General features: G+C 62.6%; 16 protein-coding genes. 5 read left to right on the forward strand and 11 right to left on the reverse strand.

The features are described from left to right. Positions 1 to 3 precede the first annotated feature (3 nt). From map to ACQ4WM_RS05410, 3 genes are all read right to left on the reverse strand, one after another. Entirely contained in the window at positions 4 to 807 is an 804-nt protein-coding gene (gene map / locus ACQ4WM_RS05400; protein ID WP_436545653.1) for a type I methionyl aminopeptidase, read from the reverse strand. Positions 808 to 828: 21 nt separating this feature from the next. After that, positions 829 to 1,404, reverse strand: coding sequence for a TetR/AcrR family transcriptional regulator (locus ACQ4WM_RS05405; protein ID WP_436545654.1), 576 nt, complete (start codon positions 1,402 to 1,404; stop codon positions 829 to 831). 87 nt (positions 1,405 to 1,491) lie between these two features. Beyond that, positions 1,492 to 1,794 (reverse strand): HNH endonuclease, encoded by a 303-nt coding sequence (locus ACQ4WM_RS05410; protein ID WP_436545655.1) that lies wholly within the window; start codon positions 1,792 to 1,794, stop codon positions 1,492 to 1,494. Positions 1,795 to 1,938: 144 nt separating this feature from the next. On the opposite strand from ACQ4WM_RS05410, the gene ACQ4WM_RS05415 reads away from it, so the two are divergent. Further along, complete coding sequence (locus tag ACQ4WM_RS05415) at positions 1,939 to 3,480, forward strand: AMP nucleosidase (protein WP_436545656.1); 1,542 nt, start codon at positions 1,939 to 1,941, stop codon at positions 3,478 to 3,480. 135 nt (positions 3,481 to 3,615) lie between these two features. Here the strand turns inward: ACQ4WM_RS05415 and ACQ4WM_RS05420 are convergent, their stop codons facing one another. Together ACQ4WM_RS05420 and ACQ4WM_RS05425 are read right to left on the reverse strand one after the other, a co-directional pair. After that, entirely contained in the window at positions 3,616 to 4,086 is a 471-nt protein-coding gene (locus ACQ4WM_RS05420; protein ID WP_436545657.1) for a cyanophycin metabolism-associated DUF1854 family protein, read from the reverse strand. Positions 4,087 to 4,088: 2 nt separating this feature from the next. After that, entirely contained in the window at positions 4,089 to 6,362 is a 2,274-nt protein-coding gene (locus ACQ4WM_RS05425; RefSeq protein WP_436545658.1) for a cyanophycin metabolism-associated ABC transporter, read from the reverse strand. A 405-nt stretch (positions 6,363 to 6,767) separates the two neighbouring features. Here ACQ4WM_RS05425 and ACQ4WM_RS05430 point away from each other — a divergent pair, with 405 nt between their 5' ends. The 3 genes from ACQ4WM_RS05430 to ACQ4WM_RS05440 all read left to right on the forward strand — a co-directional run bounded on the left by ACQ4WM_RS05430 (position 6,768) and on the right by ACQ4WM_RS05440 (position 14,932). Next, on the forward strand, positions 6,768 to 8,945 hold the full coding sequence (locus ACQ4WM_RS05430) for a cyanophycin synthetase (protein WP_436545659.1): 2,178 nt from the start codon (positions 6,768 to 6,770) through the stop codon (positions 8,943 to 8,945). Positions 8,946 to 9,011: 66 nt separating this feature from the next. Next, on the forward strand, positions 9,012 to 11,582 hold the full coding sequence (cphA, locus tag ACQ4WM_RS05435; RefSeq protein WP_436545660.1) for a cyanophycin synthetase: 2,571 nt from the start codon (positions 9,012 to 9,014) through the stop codon (positions 11,580 to 11,582). A 173-nt stretch (positions 11,583 to 11,755) separates the two neighbouring features. Further along, positions 11,756 to 14,932, forward strand: a complete 3,177-nt coding sequence (locus ACQ4WM_RS05440) for an EAL domain-containing protein (RefSeq protein ID WP_436545661.1) — start codon at positions 11,756 to 11,758, stop codon at positions 14,930 to 14,932. A gap of 2 nt (positions 14,933 to 14,934) precedes the next feature. On the opposite strand, the gene ACQ4WM_RS05445 is transcribed toward ACQ4WM_RS05440, so the two are convergent. Then, positions 14,935 to 15,372, reverse strand: a complete 438-nt coding sequence (locus ACQ4WM_RS05445; protein ID WP_436545662.1) for a T3SS (YopN, CesT) and YbjN peptide-binding chaperone 1 — start codon at positions 15,370 to 15,372, stop codon at positions 14,935 to 14,937. 175 nt (positions 15,373 to 15,547) lie between these two features. Here ACQ4WM_RS05445 and ACQ4WM_RS05450 point away from each other — a divergent pair, with 175 nt between their 5' ends. Continuing rightward, on the forward strand, positions 15,548 to 15,862 hold the full coding sequence (locus ACQ4WM_RS05450; RefSeq protein ID WP_436545663.1) for a hypothetical protein: 315 nt from the start codon (positions 15,548 to 15,550) through the stop codon (positions 15,860 to 15,862). Between the two features lie 90 nt (positions 15,863 to 15,952). Here the strand turns inward: ACQ4WM_RS05450 and ACQ4WM_RS05455 are convergent, their stop codons facing one another. The 5 genes from ACQ4WM_RS05455 to ACQ4WM_RS05475 all read right to left on the reverse strand — a co-directional run bounded on the left by ACQ4WM_RS05455 (position 15,953) and on the right by ACQ4WM_RS05475 (position 20,335). Further along, entirely contained in the window at positions 15,953 to 16,363 is a 411-nt protein-coding gene (locus tag ACQ4WM_RS05455) for a YgiW/YdeI family stress tolerance OB fold protein (RefSeq protein ID WP_436545664.1), read from the reverse strand. An 82-nt stretch (positions 16,364 to 16,445) separates the two neighbouring features. Beyond that, the gene (locus ACQ4WM_RS05460) at positions 16,446 to 17,813 is read right to left on the reverse strand and encodes an ATP-binding protein (protein WP_436545665.1); all 1,368 of its coding nucleotides are present in this window, start codon (positions 17,811 to 17,813) and stop codon (positions 16,446 to 16,448) included. After that, the gene (locus ACQ4WM_RS05465; RefSeq protein WP_436545666.1) at positions 17,797 to 18,468 is read right to left on the reverse strand and encodes a response regulator; all 672 of its coding nucleotides are present in this window, start codon (positions 18,466 to 18,468) and stop codon (positions 17,797 to 17,799) included. Before ACQ4WM_RS05465 ends, ACQ4WM_RS05460 begins: the two co-directional genes overlap by 17 nt. A 240-nt stretch (positions 18,469 to 18,708) precedes the next feature. After that, positions 18,709 to 18,972, reverse strand: a complete 264-nt coding sequence (locus ACQ4WM_RS05470; RefSeq protein WP_436545667.1) for a PAAR domain-containing protein — start codon at positions 18,970 to 18,972, stop codon at positions 18,709 to 18,711. A 19-nt stretch (positions 18,973 to 18,991) separates the two neighbouring features. Beyond that, complete coding sequence (locus tag ACQ4WM_RS05475) at positions 18,992 to 20,335, reverse strand: hypothetical protein (protein WP_436545668.1); 1,344 nt, start codon at positions 20,333 to 20,335, stop codon at positions 18,992 to 18,994. Positions 20,336 to 20,377: the final 42 nt, after the last annotated feature.

The raw sequence follows: 20,377 nt of genomic DNA on the forward strand, positions 1-20,377 counted from the left end.
GGATCAGGCTTGGGCGCCTGGCAAGGCCGACAAGGTAAAAATCTCAAAACCGGTTTCCGTCACGGCCAGCGAATGTTCAAACTGGGCCGACAGCGAGCGGTCCTTGGTCACGGTAGTCCATTTGTCCGGCAACACTTTTACCTGGTAGCTGCCGACATTGATCATCGGCTCGATGGTGAAGATCATGCCCGGTTCGAGCACGATGCCGGTGCCGGCGCGGCCGTAGTGCAGCACTTGCGGGGTGTCGTGGAATACCTTGCCCACGCCGTGGCCGCAGAAGTCGCGCACCGACGAAAAGCCCTGCGCTTTTGCCACCGCTTCGATAGCGGCGCCGACGTCGCCCAGGGTCGCGCCGGGGCGCACGGTGTTGATGCCGACCATCATCGCCTCATACGCAGTGTTGACCAGGCGATTGGCCAGGATCGAGACGGCGCCGACCTTGAAAGTGCGGCTGGTATCGCCGTGCCACTCGTTGAATTTCGGCGTGACGTCGATATTGAGGATATCGCCCACCTTCAAGATCTTGCTCTCGGACGGAATGCCGTGCGTGACCACGTGATTGACCGAAATACAGCTGGCGTGCTTGTAGCCGTGGTAGTCGATGGTGGCCGGAATGGCGCCGGCGGCGCGCATGAATTCCTCGCACATGGCGTCGAGTTTGGCGGTCGAAATGCCGGGTTTGACGAACGGCGTGATGTAGTCGAGCGTGTCGGCGGCGATGCGGCCGGCCGCGCGCATGCCTTCGAAACCTTCTTCGTCATGCAGCGGGATTTTCTTGCCGTGTTCAAGCTGGGTAGAGTAGCGCATGGTGTGTGTTCTTTATTTTGATTAATGTGTGGTGTGTGCGGCCCAGCCGCGCACGGCGTCGTGCGAGGCGCGCAGCATGGCGTCGACGCTGGCGGGGATCGCGCGGTCCTGGGTCAGGTAAGGTTTGACGACGGCTACCGGTGCGTCGATCAGCATGAACTTGAGCACCAGATGATCGAGGCCGGTCGTGGCGCAGCGGCTGAAGCAGGCGTCGAGCGCGGCCTGTTCCTGTTCCAGCGCGGCCTGCAGTTCCTCGTCGAGGCCGCCGTTGAAATCGGGGCTGTCCTCGCATTGCAGCAGAAAACGCGCATACACGGGCTTGCGGCGGCACCAGTCCAGCAAGCCATGTACGCCGGCCCAGGTGTCGCCCTCGCCCCACAGGCTGGCCACTTCCTCACGGAAGTCGCTTTTCACGCGCAGCCAGGCACGCGCCAGGATGGCGTTGCGCGAATCAAAGCGGTGATACACGGAGCCGATAGGCGCGCCCGCCTTGACCGCGATGGCGGACATTGACACCGCTGCAACGCCGCATTGGGCCGCGACCGTGATGGCGCTGTCGATAAAATGATTTTCGTTGAATTTGGCTAGTCTGACCATTCAAATAGAATAGCAATTCTAATTGAATCCGTCAAGCATACCGGGACTTGCCCCCTGCTGCAACTCCGCCGCTTGAGACAGCGATTTTCAGCGTGGCAATTTATACCGTACCAGCAGCGTAGGCCCCTTGCCGCCAGATGGCGTCAGCAGTATCTCGTCACCTGGCTGCATTTCTTCATACATCACGGTGCAACAGGTTGGCATCGAGTGGCCGCGCGCCGGATAGACGCCAACGTCGGTGTGCAGGGTTGCAGCGCGTACGTCCACGCTGGTCTCGCCGGCTTTTCCCGCTTCTTGCAGCAGTTTGCGCAGCGCGGTGACGAAGTCCCCTTTGCTGAGCCTGGCAGGTGTTTGGCTCGCTTGCGGGCGAACAGCAGCATCGTTTTTCATGGCAGTTTCTTTCGGCATATACGTTGCCGCCACTATATCATTCACCCTTGCCTCCTCTTGTCGTAACCACTCTTTTCGGTGACATAGCCTTTTTTATGAGGTCCAAGCCCCATCCCATAAACACCGGGCCTGCCTTACAATGCAATGTACCAACCCTCACAGGAGTACCGCTTGCATACGCCCCCTTTTATCGCCTCCGCCCGTTTTGACGATCCCCGCCTGGCCTTGGCACAGGTGCAAGACATCTACCGCGCCAGCATCGATCACTTGCGCGATGCGCTGCAGCGCTTTGTCGCCGGCGAAGACATGCAGGAACGGGTACGCGCCTGCTATCCTTTCGTGCGCATCCAGACCGAGACCGTGGCACGCGCCGATTCGCCGCTGGCCTACGGCTTCGTGGCCGGCCCCGGCGTGTTTGAAACCACCCTGACGCGCCCCGACCTGTTTGCCGACTATTACCTCGACCAATTCACGCTGCTGCTGAAAAACCATAACAATGGCCAGAAGGTCACGCTGGAAGTGGGCGTCAGTTCGCAGCCGATACCGGTGCATTTTTCGTTTGCCGAGCATGACCATATCGAAGGCAATATGGACGCGGGGCGCCGCATGGCCATGCGCGACCTGTTCGACCTGCCCGACCTGGCGGCGATGGACGACGGCATCGCCAATGGCACGCACGAACCGGCGCATGGCGAAGCGCAGCCGCTGGCCTTGTTTACCGGCCCGCGCGTCGACTACTCGCTGCAGCGCCTGCGCCATTACAGCGGCACTTCGCCGCAGCATTTCCAGAACTTCGTGTTGTTTACCAATTACCAGTTCTATATCGACGAATTCATCCGCCTCGGCCACGCCCTGATGCAGCGCGCGCCGGATACCGGCACGCCCTCGGACGACGACGGCTATATCGCTTTCGTGGAACCGGGCAATGTGGTGACGCGCCGGGTCGGCCACGCTGCACACCACGACGATGTGCTTGGCGCCGCGCCGCCGCGCCTGCCGCAGATGCCGGCCTACCACCTGCTGCGCGCCGATGGCAGCGGCATTACCATGGTCAATATCGGCGTGGGGCCGGCCAATGCGAAAACCATTACCGACCATATCGCCGTGCTGCGTCCGCACGCCTGGCTGATGCTGGGCCACTGCGCCGGCCTGCGCACCACGCAAAGCCTGGGCGACTACGTCCTGGCGCACGCCTATGTGCGCGAAGACCATGTGCTCGACGAAGACTTGCCGCTGTGGGTGCCGATCCCGCCGCTGGCCGAAATCCAGCAGGCACTGCAGACAGCGGTGGCAGAAATCACCCAGCTGACAGGACTGGACCTGAAACACATCATGCGCACCGGCACCGTGGCGAGCACCGACAACCGCAACTGGGAACTGCTGCCGCAGCGCACGCCCGAGCGCCGCTTCAGCCAGAGCCGCGCGATTGCGCTCGACATGGAAAGTGCCACCATTGCCGCCAACGGCTTCCGTTTCCGCGTGCCGTATGGCACCTTGCTGTGCGTCAGCGACAAGCCGCTGCACGGCGAAATCAAGCTGCCCGGCATGGCGAATCATTTTTACCGCGAGCGGGTCGACCAGCACTTGCGCATCGGCATCCGTGCGGTGGAACTGCTGCGCCGCCAGGGCGTGGACCGGCTGCACAGCCGCAAGTTGCGCAGCTTTGCCGAGGTGGCGTTCCAGTAATCCGTCAGGAGAAGAAGCGTGGATCGTAGTGCCGGCGCCGCACGGTGCCGGCAGTTATCGCCGCCGCGTCAGGATGGCGGGGGTTGAGCAGCACATTGCATAAGTTCGCTGATCTGCAGCACGCACCCGCCGGCGTTACAGAAAGCGATCGAGGATTTTCCTCGTCTGCTTGTCGATGGTAAACATGTCGCGGATCAGGAACTGTATCCCATGGCTGTCGGCAATCAACAGGGAGGCAGCGCCGATGCGGCGGATATCCTCTTCGCCCTTGAGCACGAATTGCGTCTCGCCACGGTCGGTATCGACCTGCCAGGTGCACGGCGTGGCATAGCTCGACACGCTCTTCACGCGCGCGATCTCGGGCATGAATTCGCGCCCTTCCAGCTCCTCGGTCAGCAGCGCGCGCGAAGCTGGCGGCAAGTCGTTCAGATGCTCGATCCACGCCACTTCCTTGCCGTCGCCCTGCACCAGCGAAATGCCCTCGTCGGGCGACTGGATCGGAAACGCGCGCACCGGCGCCACGCCTTCGATCACCTGGCCGTCAGACGTCGTCATCAACAGCTTGCCATAGGGATTGCGGCTCAATGCAAAAGTAATCTCGGCCATGTTTATTCCTTGTCTTCCAATACCATTTCGGCGGCGCTGCGCGCCTGCGCTTCGTACAGGCGGTAGTACGCGCCCTCTTTGGCCATCAGCTCGTCATGGCTGCCCACCTCCACCACCTGGCCACGGTCGAGCACCACCAGGCGATCGGCCCGCTGCAAGGTCGACAAGCGGTGCGCAATGGCGATGGTGGTGCGGCCCTGCACCAGATTGTCGAGCGCCTTCTGGATTTCCTTCTCGGTCTCCGAGTCCACCGACGACGTGGCTTCGTCCATGATCAGGATGCGTGGGTCGATCAGCAGGGCGCGCGCGATCGAAATGCGCTGGCGCTCGCCGCCGGACAGGCCCTGGCCACGTTCGCCGACCATCGAATCGTAGCCCTGCGGCAGGCGCAGGATGAATTCATGCGCATGCGCGGCGCGCGCGGCGGCGATGATCTCGTTGCGCGTTGCGTCCGGCTTGCCGTAGGCGATATTTTCGGCGATGGTGCCGAAGAACAGGAACGGTTCCTGCAGCACCAGGCCGATATTTCGGCGGTAGTCGGACACGGCAAACGAGCGGATATCGACGCCGTCGAGCAAAATCGCGCCTTCCGACACATCGTAGAAACGGCAGATCAGGTTGACCAGTGTGCTCTTGCCCGAACCGCTGTGGCCGACCAGGCCGATCATTTCACCAGCCTTGATGTTCAGGGTAATGCCGCGATTGACGGCCCGGTTGCCGTAGCGAAAACCAACTTCGCGCAGGTCGATCCGGCCTTCGATCTTGTCCAGCTTGACCGGTTGCGACGGCTCGGGCACGCTCGATACATGGTCGAGAATATCGAAGATGCGCTTGGCGGCCGAGGCCGACTTCTGCGTCACCGACACGATGCGGCTCATGGAATCGAGACGGCCATAAAAGCGCGTGCTGTAGGCGATAAACGCGGTCAATACCCCGACCGTGATTTCGCCGCGCGACAGTTGCCAGATGCCGAAGCACCAGATCACCAGCAAGCCCATTTCGGTCAGGAACGACACCGTCGGCGAGAACAGCGACCAGACCTTGTTCAATTTGTCATTGACGGCCAGGTTGTGCGCATTGGCATCGCGAAAACGCGCCGCTTCGCGTTTTTCCTGGGCAAATGCCTTCACCACGCGGATGCCGGGAATGGTATCGGCCAGCACATTGGTCACTTCGCTCCACACACGGTCGATCTTTTCAAAACCGGTGCGCAAGCGGTCGCGCACCAGGTGGATCATCCAGGCAATGAACGGCAGCGGCGCCAGCGTCATGATGGCCAGCCACGGGTTCATCGACCACAGGATGGCGCCGGTCATGATGATCATCAGTACATCGGACGCAAAGTCGAGCAGGTGCAAGGAAAGGAACACGCAGATACGGTCGCTGCCGCTGCCGATGCGCGACATCAGGTCGCCGGTGCGCTTGCCGCCAAAAAATTCCAGCGACAGTTTCATCAAGTGTTCATAGGTAGCCGAACGCAGGTCGGCGCCCATGCGCTCGGATACCAGCGCCAGCACATAGGTCTTGCCCCAGCCCAGCAGCCAGGCCAGCAGGGCCGAACCGAGCAGGCCACCCATGTAGTAGACCACCAGCCAGGGGTCGATCTTCTGCCCGTTCTGGTACGGGATCAGCACATTGTCCATCAGCGGCGCCGTCAGGTACGGCGGGATCATGTGCGCGGCGGTGGAGAGCAGCATCAAGGTGAAACCGAGCGCCAGCTGGCCACGATACGGGTGGGCGAAGCGCCACAGGCGGAACAGGGTCCAGGTCGACGGCGGCGTATGCAGCACCTTGGCACAGACCGGGCATTCTTCCTGGTCCGGTTCGAGCGGCGCCTTGCAGCTGGGGCACACTTCCTGCTCGGCTGCCAGCACAGGCTGGCCCGTCAGGTGGCTGTCGAGGCGCTCGACGAATTGCTCCAGCACGCGCATCGCATGCAGGTTCTGCCCAAGCGTAAAACGCCACGACGCCAGGCGGCCATGGTCGTCGAACAGTTCCAGGTGACCGACACCGGCGTGGTCGTGGTGCGCCAGGCGCAGGCCGGGGCGATATGACCAGTGTTTCCACTCGGTTTCGCCGGGTGCACGCGCCAGCAGACGCTTCTCAGTGACAACTATTATGCCTTTTGTGAAACGTAATCGCGCGTCGAGGTCAACCTCAACGCTACTTAAAACGTTCTCCCCGGTGAGCAGGTTCTTTTCGACCTGCGCCAGCCATTGTTCAGGCAGCGTGGTGGCGGGGGTTGGTAGTGCGGGAACGATCAGTTCAGTTGTCATCGTAAAGCATGCTCCGGCTCATGGCCTGGCCCTTCAAGGGCAGATTGGGGGATGGTGTAGCGGGACGGCGGCCGGTAGATATACCAGTGGCAATTTCCTGTATTGTATCGAATGGATGCTGCTATTTTGCAACATCAGTAGCAAGTATACAGTAACAAGCTGTTGCGTAAATGTCCCAACTTGCTGGTGCAGGAGAACAATTCTTCATGACAAGGCAACAATTAGTAACAATTGGCGCTGCAACAGAAGCAGAATAAGAGAAGCAAATGCGACAGGAGCCCCTTAAAAGTGGCACACTGCGCATACCCGGGATAAAGAACCAAGCACGAGCCTGAAAAGTCTCTGTAGAGCCACCTAAAGTATCTGGCGCCCAGACGCCTGGCTTGTAATCAAGAAACCACTTACATGATCAAGAAGAAGAACATCGAATTTGTCCGCATCAGCCACCTGCGCGGCCCCAACATCTGGACCTACCGTCCGGTGATCGAGGCCTGGGTCGATATCGGCGAACTGGAAGATTTCCCCTCCAACACCCTGCCCGGCCTGTATGAGCGGCTCGTTGCATGGCTGCCCGGCATGATCGAGCACCGCTGCGGCGTCGGCGAACGGGGCGGCTTTTTCGAGCGCCTGCGCGAAGGCACCTGGTCGGCCCACATTCTCGAGCACGTGGTGCTGGAGCTGCAAAACCTGGCCGGCATGCGCACCGGCTTCGGCCAGACGCGTTCGACCAGCCAGCGCGGCGTGTACAAAATGGCCTTCCGCACGCGCGAAGAACAGGTCGGCCGCGCCTGCCTGGAAACGGCGCGCGCACTGCTGATGGCAGCCATCAACGACACCGCCTTCGATCTTGAAGCAGAACTGGCGCCGCTGCGCGACATGGTCGACTCGCGTTGCCTGGGCCCAAGCACGGCCAATATCGTCGATGCAGCCACCGAACGCAGCATCCCTTCCCTGCGCATGAACGACGGCAACCTGGTGCAACTGGGCCATGGCGCCGCGCAGCGGCGCATCTGGACCGCCGAAACCGACCGCACCAGCGCGATCGCCGAAGGCATCGCCAGCGACAAGGACCTGACCAAGTTCCTGCTCAAATCGTGCGGCGTGCCCGTACCCGAAGGCAGCCTGGTGCGCAGCGCCGAAGCGGCCTGGGAAGAAGCGCAGGATATCGGCGTGCCGGTGGTGGTCAAGCCGTACGACGGCAACCATGGCCGCGGCGTGTCGCTCAATTTGATGACGGAGGCCGACGTAAAGGCCGCGTATGCACTGGCCGCCACGCAAAGCGACAGCTCGGCCGTGATCGTTGAAAGCTTCATTACCGGCGACGAACACCGTTTGCTGGTGGTTGGCAACAAGCTGGTCGCCGCCGCCAAGGGCGAATCACTGTGGGTTGACGGCGATGGCGTGTCGACCATACTGGAACTGGTCAACACGCAGATCAATACCGATCCGCGCCGCGGCGAAGGCGAAGATTTCCCGCTCGGCACCGTACGGCCACATGAATCGGGCGAGATCGTGCTGGAACTGCAGCGCCAGGGCATGACGGCCGATTCCGTGCCGCAAGCGGGCCAGAAAGTGCTGATCCAGCCTAACGGCAACGTCGCCATCGACGTCACCGACGAGGTGCACCCATCGGTGGCGCATGCGGTGCTGCTGGCCGCGCGCGTGGTGGGGCTGGACATTGCCGGCATCGACCTGGTGGCGAAAGACATCACGCGTCCGCTCGAAGAGCAGCGCGGCGCGATCATCGAAGTCAATGCCAGCCCGGGCCTCCTGGCCCATATCAAACCGGGCGTGGGCAAGCCGCGCGCGGTCGGCGCGGCAATCGTCGACCATTTGTTCGCACCGCAGGAAACCGGCCGCATACCGCTGATCGGCGTCACCGGCACGCGTGGCGCCAGCCTGATCGTGCGCATGCTGTGCAAGCTGCTCAATCTGTCCGGCCTGCATACCGGCGCCGTCTGCGGCGAAGGCATGTTCCTCGACCAGCGCCGCGTGGTCAGCGGCAATTGCGTGAACTGGGACGCGGGCCAGCGCCTTCTGCTCAACCGCACCGTGCAGACCGCCCTGTTCGAAAGCAATCCGCGCATGATCCTGGCCGAAGGCCTGGCGTATGATCGCTGCCAGATCGGCATCGTCACCGACACCGGCAGCCTTGATGACGTCAAGGATTTCGATGTGCAGGACGATGCGGGCCTGTACAAGGCCGTGCGCAGCCAGGTCGACGTGGTATTGCCGACCGGCGTGGCGGTACTGAACGCAGCCGAACCGCTGGTGCTGGAAATGGCCGCACTGTGCGACGGCAGCGTGACCTTGTACGCCCAGGACGGTGACCTGCCCGGCATCGCCGCCCACCTGGCCGAGGGAAAACGCGCCGCTTTCGTGCGCGGCAACCATATCGTGCTGGCCGATGGCGGCATCGAAACCGTGCTGCTGTGCCTGGACCTGCTGAAACCGGCCACCGCCGGCAACGTCGACTGCGTGCTGGCGGCCGTCGCTGCGGCCTGGTCGCTGAACCTGTCCACCGATCTGATTTGCGCGGGACTGCGCACGTTTGATGCGGCGCCGGGCAGCATCGGCAACTGACAGGCGACTGAAAGTACAAGCCCGGCGCGAGCCGGGCCCACAAGAACACAAGGAATACGGTTAATTATGGAAGTATCTCGCGTACGGGCCCTGCGTGGCCCCAACCTCTGGAGCCACGACACCGCCGTGGAAGCCATCGTTTCCTGCACCACGCAGGAACTCGACATTGCCCAGCTGCCTGGATTCGAAGCGCGCCTGCGCAATATCTTTCCACATCTGATCCCGCTGCAACCGCTGGGCAACTACAACGCCGCGCCGATGGCGCAGGTGCTTGAACTGGTGGCGCTGGGCCTGCAGGCGCAGGCCGGCTGCCCGGTCACCTTCAGCCGCACCACGCCGACGGTGGAAACCGGCATCTTCCAGGTGGTGGTCGAATATTCGGAAGAAGCGGTCGGCCGCCTGGCATTGGAACTGGCGCAGCAACTGTGCCTGGCTGCGCTGGAAGACCTCGCTTTCGACCTGGCCGGCGCCCTGCAGCAATTGCAGGACCTGGACGAAGACGTGCGCCTGGGACCGTCGACCGGCGCCATCGTCAACGCGGCACTGGCCCGCAATATTCCGTTTCGCCGCCTGACCGAAGGCAGCCTGGTGACGTTTGGCTGGGGCAGCAAGCAGCGCAAGATCCAGGCCGCCGAAATGGACGGCACCAGCGCGATTGCCGAAGCGATCGCCCAGGACAAGGAACTGACCAAAAAACTGCTGGACTCGGCCGGCGTGCCGGTGCCCCAAGGCCGCGTGGCGGCGGACGCCGACGACGCCTGGGCCGCCGCACTGGAAATCGGCCTGCCGGTGGTGGTCAAACCCAAGGACGGCAACCAGGGCAAGGGCGTCACCGTCAACGTCACCACGCGCGAACAAATGACGGCCGGCTTTATCGCGGCGCAGGAATTTCGCGACGATATCCTGGTCGAACGCTACCTGCCGGGCCATGATTTCCGCCTGCTGGTGATCGGTAACAAAATGGTGGCGGCGGCGCGCCGCGATCCGCCGCAAGTGGTCGGCGATGGCCGCCACACGGTGCGCGAACTGGTCGACCAGGTCAACCTCGATCCGCGCCGAGGCAGTGGCCACGCCACCTCGCTGACCAAAATCCGCTTCGACGACATCGCCCTGGCCACACTGGCCAAGCAGGGTTATGCGGCCGACTCCGTGCCGGCTGTGGGCCAGCGCGTGGTCCTGCGCAATAACGCCAACCTGTCGACCGGTGGCTCGGCTACCGACGTCACCGTTGACGTGCATCCGGAAGTGGCGGCGCGCGCGGTGGCTGCCGCGCACATGGTCGGCCTCGATATTTGCGGCGTCGATGTAGTGGCCGAGAGTCTGTTGAAGCCACTGGAAGAACAGAACGCCGGCGTCGTCGAAGTCAATGCTGCACCGGGCCTGCGCATGCACCTGGCGCCCTCGTTCGGCAGGCCGCGCCCGGTCGGTGAAGCCATCATCGCCGCCATGTTTGCCGAAGGCGACAACGGCCGCATTCCGGTGGTGGCCGTCACCGGCACCAACGGCAAGACCACCACCGTGCGCCTGATCGCGCACCTGCTGACGGCCTCGGGCCTGCGCACCGGCATGACCAATACCGATGGCGTGTATATCGAAGGGCGCCAGATCGACAGCGGCGACTGCAGCGGCCCGCGCAGCGCGCGCAACGTGCTGCTGCATCCGGACGTTGATGCGGCCGTGTTCGAAACGGCGCGCGGCGGCCTGCTGCGCGAAGGCCTGGCCTTCGACCGCTGCCAGGTGGCCGTGGTGACCAATATCGGCGCTGGCGACCACCTGGGCCTGAACTACATCACCACCGTGGAAGACCTGGCGGTGTTGAAGCGCGTGATCGTGCAGAACGTTGCCGACAGCGGCATGGCGGTACTCAACGCCACCGATCCGGCGGTGGCGCGCATGGCGAAAAACTGCAGCGGCAGCGTGACCTTCTTTGCAGCCGACAAATCGCATCCTGTGATGGCCACCCACCGCGCCCAGGGCAACCGCGTGGTGTATGTGGAAGACGGCAAGCTGGTGGCCGGGCAAGGCGCCCAGCGCCATGAAATCGCGCTGTCACAGGTGCCGATCACGCGCAACGGCGCGATCGGCTTCCAGGTCGAAAACGCCATGGCCTCGGTGGCCGCCGCCTGGGCCGTCGGCCTGGAGTGGGATGCGATCCGCGCCGGCCTGAAGTCGTTTGCCAACGAAAACGACAACGCACCGGGCCGCTTCAATGTGTTCGACTATAAGGGCGCGACCCTGATCGCCGACTACGGCCATAATCCGGACGCCATCCTGGCGCTGGTGCAGGCGGTGGAAAGCATGCCGGCCAAGCGCCGTTTGGTAGTCATCAGTGGCGCCGGCGACCGCCGCGACGAAGATATCCGCCAGCAGACGGAAATCCTTGGCGCCGCGTTCGACGATGTGCTGCTGTACCAGGATCAATGCCAGCGCGGCCGCGCCGACGGCGAGGTCGTCGCCCTGCTGCGCCAGGGCCTCGATGGCGCCAAACGCACCAGCCATATCGATGAAATCAACGGCGAGTTTGTTGCCATCGATACGGCGCTGGCACGTCTGGGAGAAGGCGACCTGTGCCTGATCCTGATCGACCAGGTGGAAGAAGCGCTGGCGCATATCGCCAAACGCGTGGCCGAAGCGTAAGCGACCTGCTGCGATGAAGAGGCGGCGCCGATGCGCCGCCTTTTTTTCGTGCTGCCCCATTGCACCAGCGTGGTGCAAACACCACTCACATCACGTCGAAAATAATGTAATTTCTGGCATGGAAATTGCACATAAGAAACCATAACATCGGTTGACGACAAGGCGGTGCAGGCATGGTGGGCAAAATCTCGCGGTTTATCGGCAAGCTGACGGTGGGGCGCAAGCTGGCCCTGATTTACCTGCTTGACCTGTCCGCCGTCATCTTCATCTCCGGCATCCTGATCAACGAAAAATACATCGCCATCGATTTTTCGCGCAAGGAGATGGCCGGCAACGCGTATATCGCCGTGGTCCGCGACGCCATGCTGCCGCTCGCGCGCACCAGCACCGAAACCCGGGGCGCACAAGCGGCGTCAAACATCGCCCACGCCGAAAGCATACTGGGCGGCACGATGCGCAGCGCCGAACTGGCGGCCGAATTTGGCGCCCTGCTGGCGCAACCGCACAAAGTCAGCACAGCCACCGACACTATCGCGCCGTCGCCCGTGTTTGTTGCCGGGCGCGCACTGCTGACGCGCGTGGCCAATCAATCAAATCTGATCCTCGACCCTGACCTCGACAGCTACTACACCATGTCGCTGGTGATCCTGCGCTTTCCGGAACTGCTGGAAGTGATCAACAGCATGCGTGAACTGGCATTCAAGCTGGCCACCGCCGAAGGCGCGCAGCGCCAGCGCATGCAGACCCAGTTCCTGATCCTGGAGGGGCGCATGGACGCCACCATGGGCGGCATCGGCAGCGACTACACGGAAGCATTCGAAGCGAGCACGCCGCTGCTGCGCCGTCACCTGGAAGGCTCGCGCGCGGCCCTGCGCGACGCCGTCAGCCAGTTCCGCGCCAGCACCCAGGCGCTGGCCGGCGCCGAAGCCTATCCGGCCGGACGGCAGGAACTGCTGCTGCGCGACGCGCAAGCAGTATCCGCGCTGCAGCTGGCCTGGAAGGATGCCCAGGACGAGCTGCAGCGCCTGATCCAGCTGCGGGTCGACGGCTTTTTCACGCGCATGTGGCTGCACCTGGGCACCGCCGTGCTGCTGCTGGTAATGATACTGGGGCTGGTGTTTTTCGTCGCCCGCCAGATCGCCCTGCCAATCCGCCGCCTGGCCCGCGTGGCGCAGGAGGTGCGCGAAACGGGCGACCATGGCCTGCGCGCCGACTGGCACAGCGTGGACGAAATCGGCCGCCTGGTGGGCGCCTTCAATAGCATGCTGGAACAGCTCGACTTCCAGCGCGTGGCGCAGCAGGAACTGGTGGCGCGCGCCAGCTCGTTTGATGCACAACGCCAGCTGGTCGACGCGATTCCTATTCCGCTGATGGTCACTTCGATCCCGCACCACCAGGTGCTGCACGCCAACCAGGCCGCGCATGCATGGCAGCAGGGACTCGGACTCGATCCCTGGAGCCGCGGCATGAGCGCGCAGGCCCGTTCGCGCTTCTTCCAGCGCCTGAGCGACCTCGGTGCCGTCGATGAATTCGAAGTGCTGTGGCATAGCGGTGACACGCCGACCTGGGCCCTGATCTCGGCCCGCCTGATCGACTACCAGGGCCAGCGCGCGGTGCTGTCGACCTTCACGCCGATCAACAAGATGAAGCAGATGGAGTCGCGCCTGGAACTGTGGGCCAAGGTGTTCGAGGCCTCGGCCGAAAGCCTGATCGTGATGGACGCGAACATGCGCATTATCGCCGTCAACCAGGCCTTCCGCCGCCATTCGCAGTACGACTTGGTGGAACTGATCGGCAAGCGGCCGGCCTTTCTGCTGGCGCCCGACAATAGCCCCGAACAACTCGACAACCTGCGCCACACGTTGGTGCGGCGTGGCTACTGGCAAGGCGAAATCTCGATCCAGCGCAAGTCGATGGAAAGCTATCCGGCCTGGCTGGTAATGAACGCCGTGCGCGACACGGCTGGCGTTACTACCCACTTTATCGCCAGCTCGCTCGACATCAGCGAGCGCAAGGCCAGCGAGCGCCAGATCGAGCACATGGCGCATCACGATGCGCTCACGGGCCTGGCCAACCGCCATGTATCGAACCTGCGCCTGGCCGCCGCCATCGCGCAGGCGCGCCGCAATGGCGAAAAGGTCGGCGTGCTGTTCATCGACCTGGACCGCTTCAAGAACGTCAACGACGCGCTGGGCCACCATGTCGGCGACGCGCTGCTGCAATCGGTGTCAGGGCGCCTGCTGCAGCTGGTGCGCGACGGCGATACCGTCAGCCGCCTGGGCGGCGATGAATTCGTGGTCATCCTGAACGGCATCGACGATGTCGAGGCCATCGGCCACCTGCTGGAAAAGCGCCTGATCCCCGCCATGCGCGCACCGCACCAGGTGGCCGGCAGCGAGCTGTATGTGTCGTGCAGCGTGGGCGTGGCGGTGTACCCGGACCATGGCGACGACCTCGACACGCTGATGCGCCACGCCGACGCCGCCATGTACCAGGCCAAGAGCGGCGGGCGCGACAACGCGCGCATGTTCTCGCCGCAGCTGCAGGACCAGCAGTTGCAGCGACTGCACCTGGAAAGCGATCTGCGCCACGCCATCGAGCGCCAGCAACTGGTGCTGCACTACCAGCCGCGCATCGACGCTATCAGCGGCCTGCTGCAGGGTGTGGAAGGCCTGATCCGCTGGAACCATCCGCAGCGGGGCTTGATTGCGCCCGACAGCTTCATTCCCGTGGCCGAAGAGTCCAGCCTGATCGTGCCGATCGGCGCTTGGGTGATACGCGAAGCGTGCCGCCAGCATGTGGCCTGGCGCCAGGCTGGCATCGGCGCCATCGCCGTCTCGATCAACCTGTCGGCGATCCAGCTGAAAAACGGCGCGCTGCTGGCGACCCTGCGCGAGGTGCTGGCAGAATTTTCCGTCGCGCCGGGCCAGATCGAATTCGAGCTGACCGAATCGATCCTGATGAACAATGTGGACGAGACCATCGCCATCCTGCAACAGATAAAGGCACTGGGCTTCGGCCTGTCGATCGACGATTTCGGCACCGGCTATTCGAGCCTGAACTACCTGTGCCGCTTCCCGCTCGACAAGCTGAAGATCGACATGAGCTTTGTGCAGAACATCCATGAGTCGGCGCAAAATCTGGCTGTTACCAAAGCCATCATCGGCCTCGGCCACACCCTGGGCTTGACGGTGACGGCCGAAGGCGTGGAAAGCGCGGCCGACGCCGCTGTGCTGCGCCATGCCGGCTGTGACGAACTACAGGGATATTATTTTGCCCGGCCGATGCCGCAGACGCAACTGCTGGACTGGCTGGAAGGCATCGAGCAGCCTTTGCCGGCCTGCGCCTGATCTCAGTTCGCGCCGGCGTCGGCGATCGCTTGCGCCGCCACCGCGCTGGCGCGCATCTCGGCGGCGAACATGGCCGTGGCGTGCGAGATGGCCCGCGTGGCGCGCGACAAAAAGACCGACCAGTGGCGCTGGTCGACCAGCAGCATCTCGATGCAGAACCAGACCTGGCCGCGCACGGCATGTCCCTTGACCAGCTTGATGCGGCGGTTGACTTCGTCAAGCGCGGCCAGCACGCGCTGCAGTTCCTCCGGCGTATCGATCGACCAGACATTCGGCAAGATCAGCTTGGCGAACTGGGCGTCGTCTTCATCGAAGCACAGCACATAGCCCATGCCCTCGAAGCGGAAGGCGATGTCACCATCGCTATCGAGGCTGGCCTGGTAGCCTTCGGCTTGCAGATGCTGGAGCAGGAATGCGGTAACGGAAGTATTGCTGGCCATGGTAGATCCTTTCAGGGGCGATGCCGGCAAACCGTGATGGTGCCGCTGCATACCTCCTCAACGACGCTACCAGCCCAAAATACAAAATTATTTTGAGCGCGAGTAAAATTTTCCTGAAAGCATCGTTTTAGCGCCAGACTTGATCTGCCGCAAAGTAAAACGGCACGGCACTTTTATGCTGTCAGTTCCTGATCACATTGCGGCGGAGAGCGGCATGGGTGGCGCACAAACAGTTCCTCATCAATTATTCCAGCCCGATATCCCGGCGCGGCTGGACATGCGCACCTGCGCGCTGGTCGAGCATGCGCTGGCGCTGCAGGACATGGCCGGCACCGGCGCGGCAGCCCTGTTCCTGCACTGCCACGACGTGCCGCTGGCCACCGCCCTGCGCGTGCTGACCAGCGGGCCGCAGCGGCGCAAGGCTGGCCCACACCTGTTCGCCCGCTTGCGCCCGCGCGCAGGGTCCGGCAAGCGCACGCCAGCATCGTGATCGCCGTCACCAACCCTTCGTTCTTCCCGTCCATCGTGGCCGGCATCGCCGCCGTCGAACGCCTGGCCGAACTGCTGGGGCGCATGCGACTTAGTTCGTCACGACCTTGACCTGTTTCACGTCCAGGGTCGACTCGCCAAAGGTTTCCTTGTCGAATTCACCGGTCAGTTCCACCAGCGTCGTATGGTCGATCTTGACGCCCTGTGGAAAGCGCTTGGCGTCGATTTCCACCGTCATCTTGCCGCTGGCATCGGTAAATTCATACTCCTCGCCACCCTTGTGGCTGGTCAGCTTGCCCTTCACCTTCACGTATTGATCGTCCTTGGCCTTGGCCAGCACGTCCTTCGCCGTGGTCAAGGCCACGCTCGATGGGCCGGTGTAGCCGCTTGCAGCGGCGGGCGCCGTATTCGACGGCCCGGTGTAGCCGGCAGGCTGGGCGATGGCAAAGGCAGAGGCGGCAATCATGGCACTCATGCAGGAGATGGTCAGTATTTTTTTCATGGTCAATCCTCTTCGGTAGTGGTGGAGTTTGCCTGTCGCTGCAGGCACAAGCGCATTACACCGAGCCGACATTAACCGTATCTTAAGGTGCAGCCCCGGCTGGGAAATCCAGGGTCACGCCCAGGCCTCGACCGTCCAGGCCAGGACCGAACGCCAGCGCAATGCCATGCAAGTCGGCAATGCGCTTGACGATGGAAAGGCCCAGTCCACTGCCAGATTGCTGCTGGCCCAGCACGCGGAAAAAGCGCTCGCTGAGGCGCTGCCGGCTGGCCTGGTCCACCCCGGGCCCATTGTCGCGCACGCTGATGCGGGGCCGGCCCGCGTGCAGTTCGGCCACCAACTCGATGCGGCTGCCGTCAAGGCAATAGCGCAGCGCATTGTCGAGCAAGTTGCGCAGCACAATATCGAGCATGGCAGGGTCTGCCTCAACCGATTCGAGTTCGCAGCGCGCGGCCAGCACCATGCTGCGCCTTGCCGCCTCTGGCGCGTGGAGTGCCAACAGGTTTTCCAGCACCGGCGCCAGCATCACGGGCTGGCTGGCCAGTTGCCCGCGCGCCAAAGGGTCCAGCCGTGCCAGGGTCAGCAGGCTGTCGACCAACGCCGTGACGCGCGCAATATCGCGGCGCAGCTTCTGGAATGGCGCGACCAGATCGGGATGCTGGCGCTGCAGCAGTTGCACATGCATGTGCAGGCCGGCCAGCGGCGTGCGCAGTTCGTGGGCGGCGTCGGCCGTAAAGCGGCGCTCGGACTGCAGCGCCGTGTCCAGCCGCGCCAGCACGCCATTCAGGGCCTGCACGATGGGCAGCAATTCGCGCGGCTGGCCGGCCGGTTCCACCTGCGCCAGGTCGTCGGGACTCTTGCCGGCAATCGCCGCGGCGGTCGCGCGCAGCGGTTTGAGCACCCTGCCCGTCAGCAGCCAGCACACCAGCGCCAGCAGCACCAGGAAGCCGGCGATCGGCAGCCACAGGTGCTCGGCCAGTTCTTCCAGGATATCGTAGCGCTTCTTGTATTGCTGGCCCACTTGCACCTCGAAGTGGCGCTGCTCGTCACGTATCACGAATACGCGCCAGCGGCGCTGCGCCACTTGCGGGTCGGCAAAGCCGTCGCTATCGTCAAAGTCCGTCACGAAAGGCTGCGCCGGCGCGCCGCTGCTGCGTTGCACCACCTTGCCGCCAACCACGATCTGGTACTGCATGTCGACCTTGCGCGCCGGTCCGCCGGCCCCTTGCGCGCGTTCCAGCAATCCGCGCTGCTGCCAGTCGGTGGTGGCGGCCATCAGCATCTGGCCCGATTCCTCCAGCGCATCGTCGAACACCTCGTTGGTTTCATGCCAGGCGATGATGGTGACGATGCCCAGGCTGGCCAGCCACAGCACCGTACTGGCGGCCACGATGGCGGCCAGCAGGCGCCGCCGCAACGACCAGGGCGTGAGTTCAGCGCTGGCTGTCATCGTTTTTCAGCCGGTAGCCCAGGCCGCGCACCGTCACGATGCTGTCGGCGCCGAATTTCTTGCGCAAGTTATGGATATACACTTCGATGGCATTGCTTTCCACTTCATCGCCCCAGCCGTACAACGCTTCCTCGATCTGCGCGCGCGTGACGATGCTGTTTTTTCGCAGCAGCAGCGCGTACAGCACATGGTATTCGCGCGCCGTCAACGCCACCGGCTGGCCGTCCAAGCTGGCCTGTTTGGTCTCGATATTGAGGGCCATGCCGGCGTGCGCCAGCGCATTGCTGACCTGGCTGGCGCCGCGCCGCACGGCGGCCCGGATACGCGCCGACATCTCTTCCAGTTCGAACGGTTTCACCAGGTAATCGTCGGCGCCCAGGTCCAGCCCTTCGACCCGGTCGGCCAGCGCATTGAAGGCGGTGATCAGTATCACCGGCACGGCGTTGCCGGCGCTGCGCAATTGCGCCAGCAAGGCGTCGCCGCTCATGCCCGGCAGGCCCCGGTCGAGCAGCACGCAATCATAGTGATGGGTCATCAGGGCGGTCTGCGCCGAATCGCCGCGTTCGACCCAGTCGACGGCGTGCTGGTCCAGGCGCAACCAGGCCAGGATGGTTTCACCGAGGGAGATATCGTCTTCGGCCAGCAGGATGCGCATGGGATGCTCCAGAAAAAGTCAGCCGCCAGTATGGCCCGCCCAGTGTGGAGCGGCAAGATGAACGCCATCTTAAAAACGCCAATACACTTGATGCTGTTTGCAATACTAAAGTACAACATACAGGCAGTCGAGCCAGGCCAGCCGCAGCGCCGCCACACCTCATCGACAGCAGCCATGTAGAGGAGATCGTCAACAAGCTGGCCAGCGCCATCGACAGCTGCCTGGCCTGATTTCAAAACCTCAGCCGCGCCCGCTTGTTCCCACGGTGGAAATCAGAGTGGCGCCGCAGGTGGTCTTGTGGCCTTCGAAGGCGACCGGCACGCCATCGATCAGCACCTGCGGATCGCCTTCCGCAATCGTGCAGCGCACATGGCCCTTGACCGGACACATGCAGGGATCGCCCTTGCGCGCCACAGCCACCCCCAGCACCGTACTGTTCGGCGCCGCCCCCATCACCTTGCCGCCGTGGCTGGTGGGGTCGTTCAAACGAATCACGCCACGCATGCTGCCTCCTGCTCAGTGTTCATTGCGAAAACCCCTGCACATACTCGGGCGCATCATTGCGCAACCCCCACCACGGCAGATACGCATGATTGCCACCGCGCGCGCGGAACCATGGCTGATCAAACTTGATCGGCCGCACCACAGCCGGTGGTGCTACTACCAGCGCCACGGGGGCCGCCAGATCGCTGGTACCGGCGATCAATACTGGCTTGCCGAAGTGATGCGAGTAAGCGATCCCCAGCGCCACATTAGTCAATGCCGTGCCGGCGCCCGTCTCGCCCAGCACGGCCGTCAGATTGAAGCTTTGTTTCAGAAAATCGAATTCCGGCAGCTCCATCGTCAGTGTCTGCGCCAGCGCGCCGATACGATCGGATGAATCCTTGTGCGTATTGCCCGCATCGTGGATCACATAGCCGATATCGGTATCGACCTTGCCCACTTTTTCTGCAGCGTCCGCAATGGCCGCCGTCCAGGCCTGCACCAGGCGCGGAGGCTCGCCCTTTTTCAGCTCGAAGTCGGCGATAGACTTTGTGCTCGGATAACCGAGCCAGGCCAGCGGCGCCCGCTCGGTCTTGAAGTCGGGGCCGGCCAGGATCAGCAGCACCAGGTTTTCGTTGATCTGCCGGTCCAGGGGCCGGCTGGGAGCATCCCAGTTCATGACCCAGACGGTTTCTTTCGGGTGGGCTTGCAGGTAGTCGAGGGCGGCGGAGAGGGAGGTAAAGCCGGCGTTGGGGCCGCCCATGGTCAGGCGAACGTCTGGCGGAGTGGAACGGGTCCAGAGAGATGGCGAATGGATATTTCCAATATTAAAAACATCTGCTACATATTCTCGGACAAAATTTTCTGTCTCTACCGGATCAAGCTTACCTTCTGGCAAAGCATATTCGATATGGATACCTGCCAGTTCACGCCAACGAGACTTATTTTCCGTTGAATGGACATTATAAAAATATTCTGGATCCGCGTAGTACACGCTGTACATCAAATCGAACATCTCTTCGACGTATTTCTCATGATAGCCATCGAATGTTTCTGAACCATTATTTCCTACGGCAACAGATGTGATGCTTTGAAGCTTGGAGTATTTTTCCGGCTTATCCCGGACCATTTCATCGCCAGGATTCGGTTTCACCAGTCCCAAGGTCCACAATAATTGCCATTGCGTCGGGTAGTCCTTACGCTGCAAAGGGTTAAGCCATTGCAAGCCGACAACTTGGGCCATAAAAGGTCTTTTGATACGAGCAGAAGGATCGACAAGGGCGCTCTCCAGCGGCTTGGAAGATAAATGAATATGAGTGCAGGCGGTTATAGCACATAGAACAAGAAACACCATGACTACATAAATGAAAAATGATTTCGACATAATTATCCACCCCATTGGTAAATAGATGTTTTTACCCGGCAT

It is taken from the genome of Janthinobacterium longum, from assembly GCF_051380735.1.
Lineage (GTDB): Bacteria > Pseudomonadota > Gammaproteobacteria > Burkholderiales > Burkholderiaceae_D > Janthinobacterium.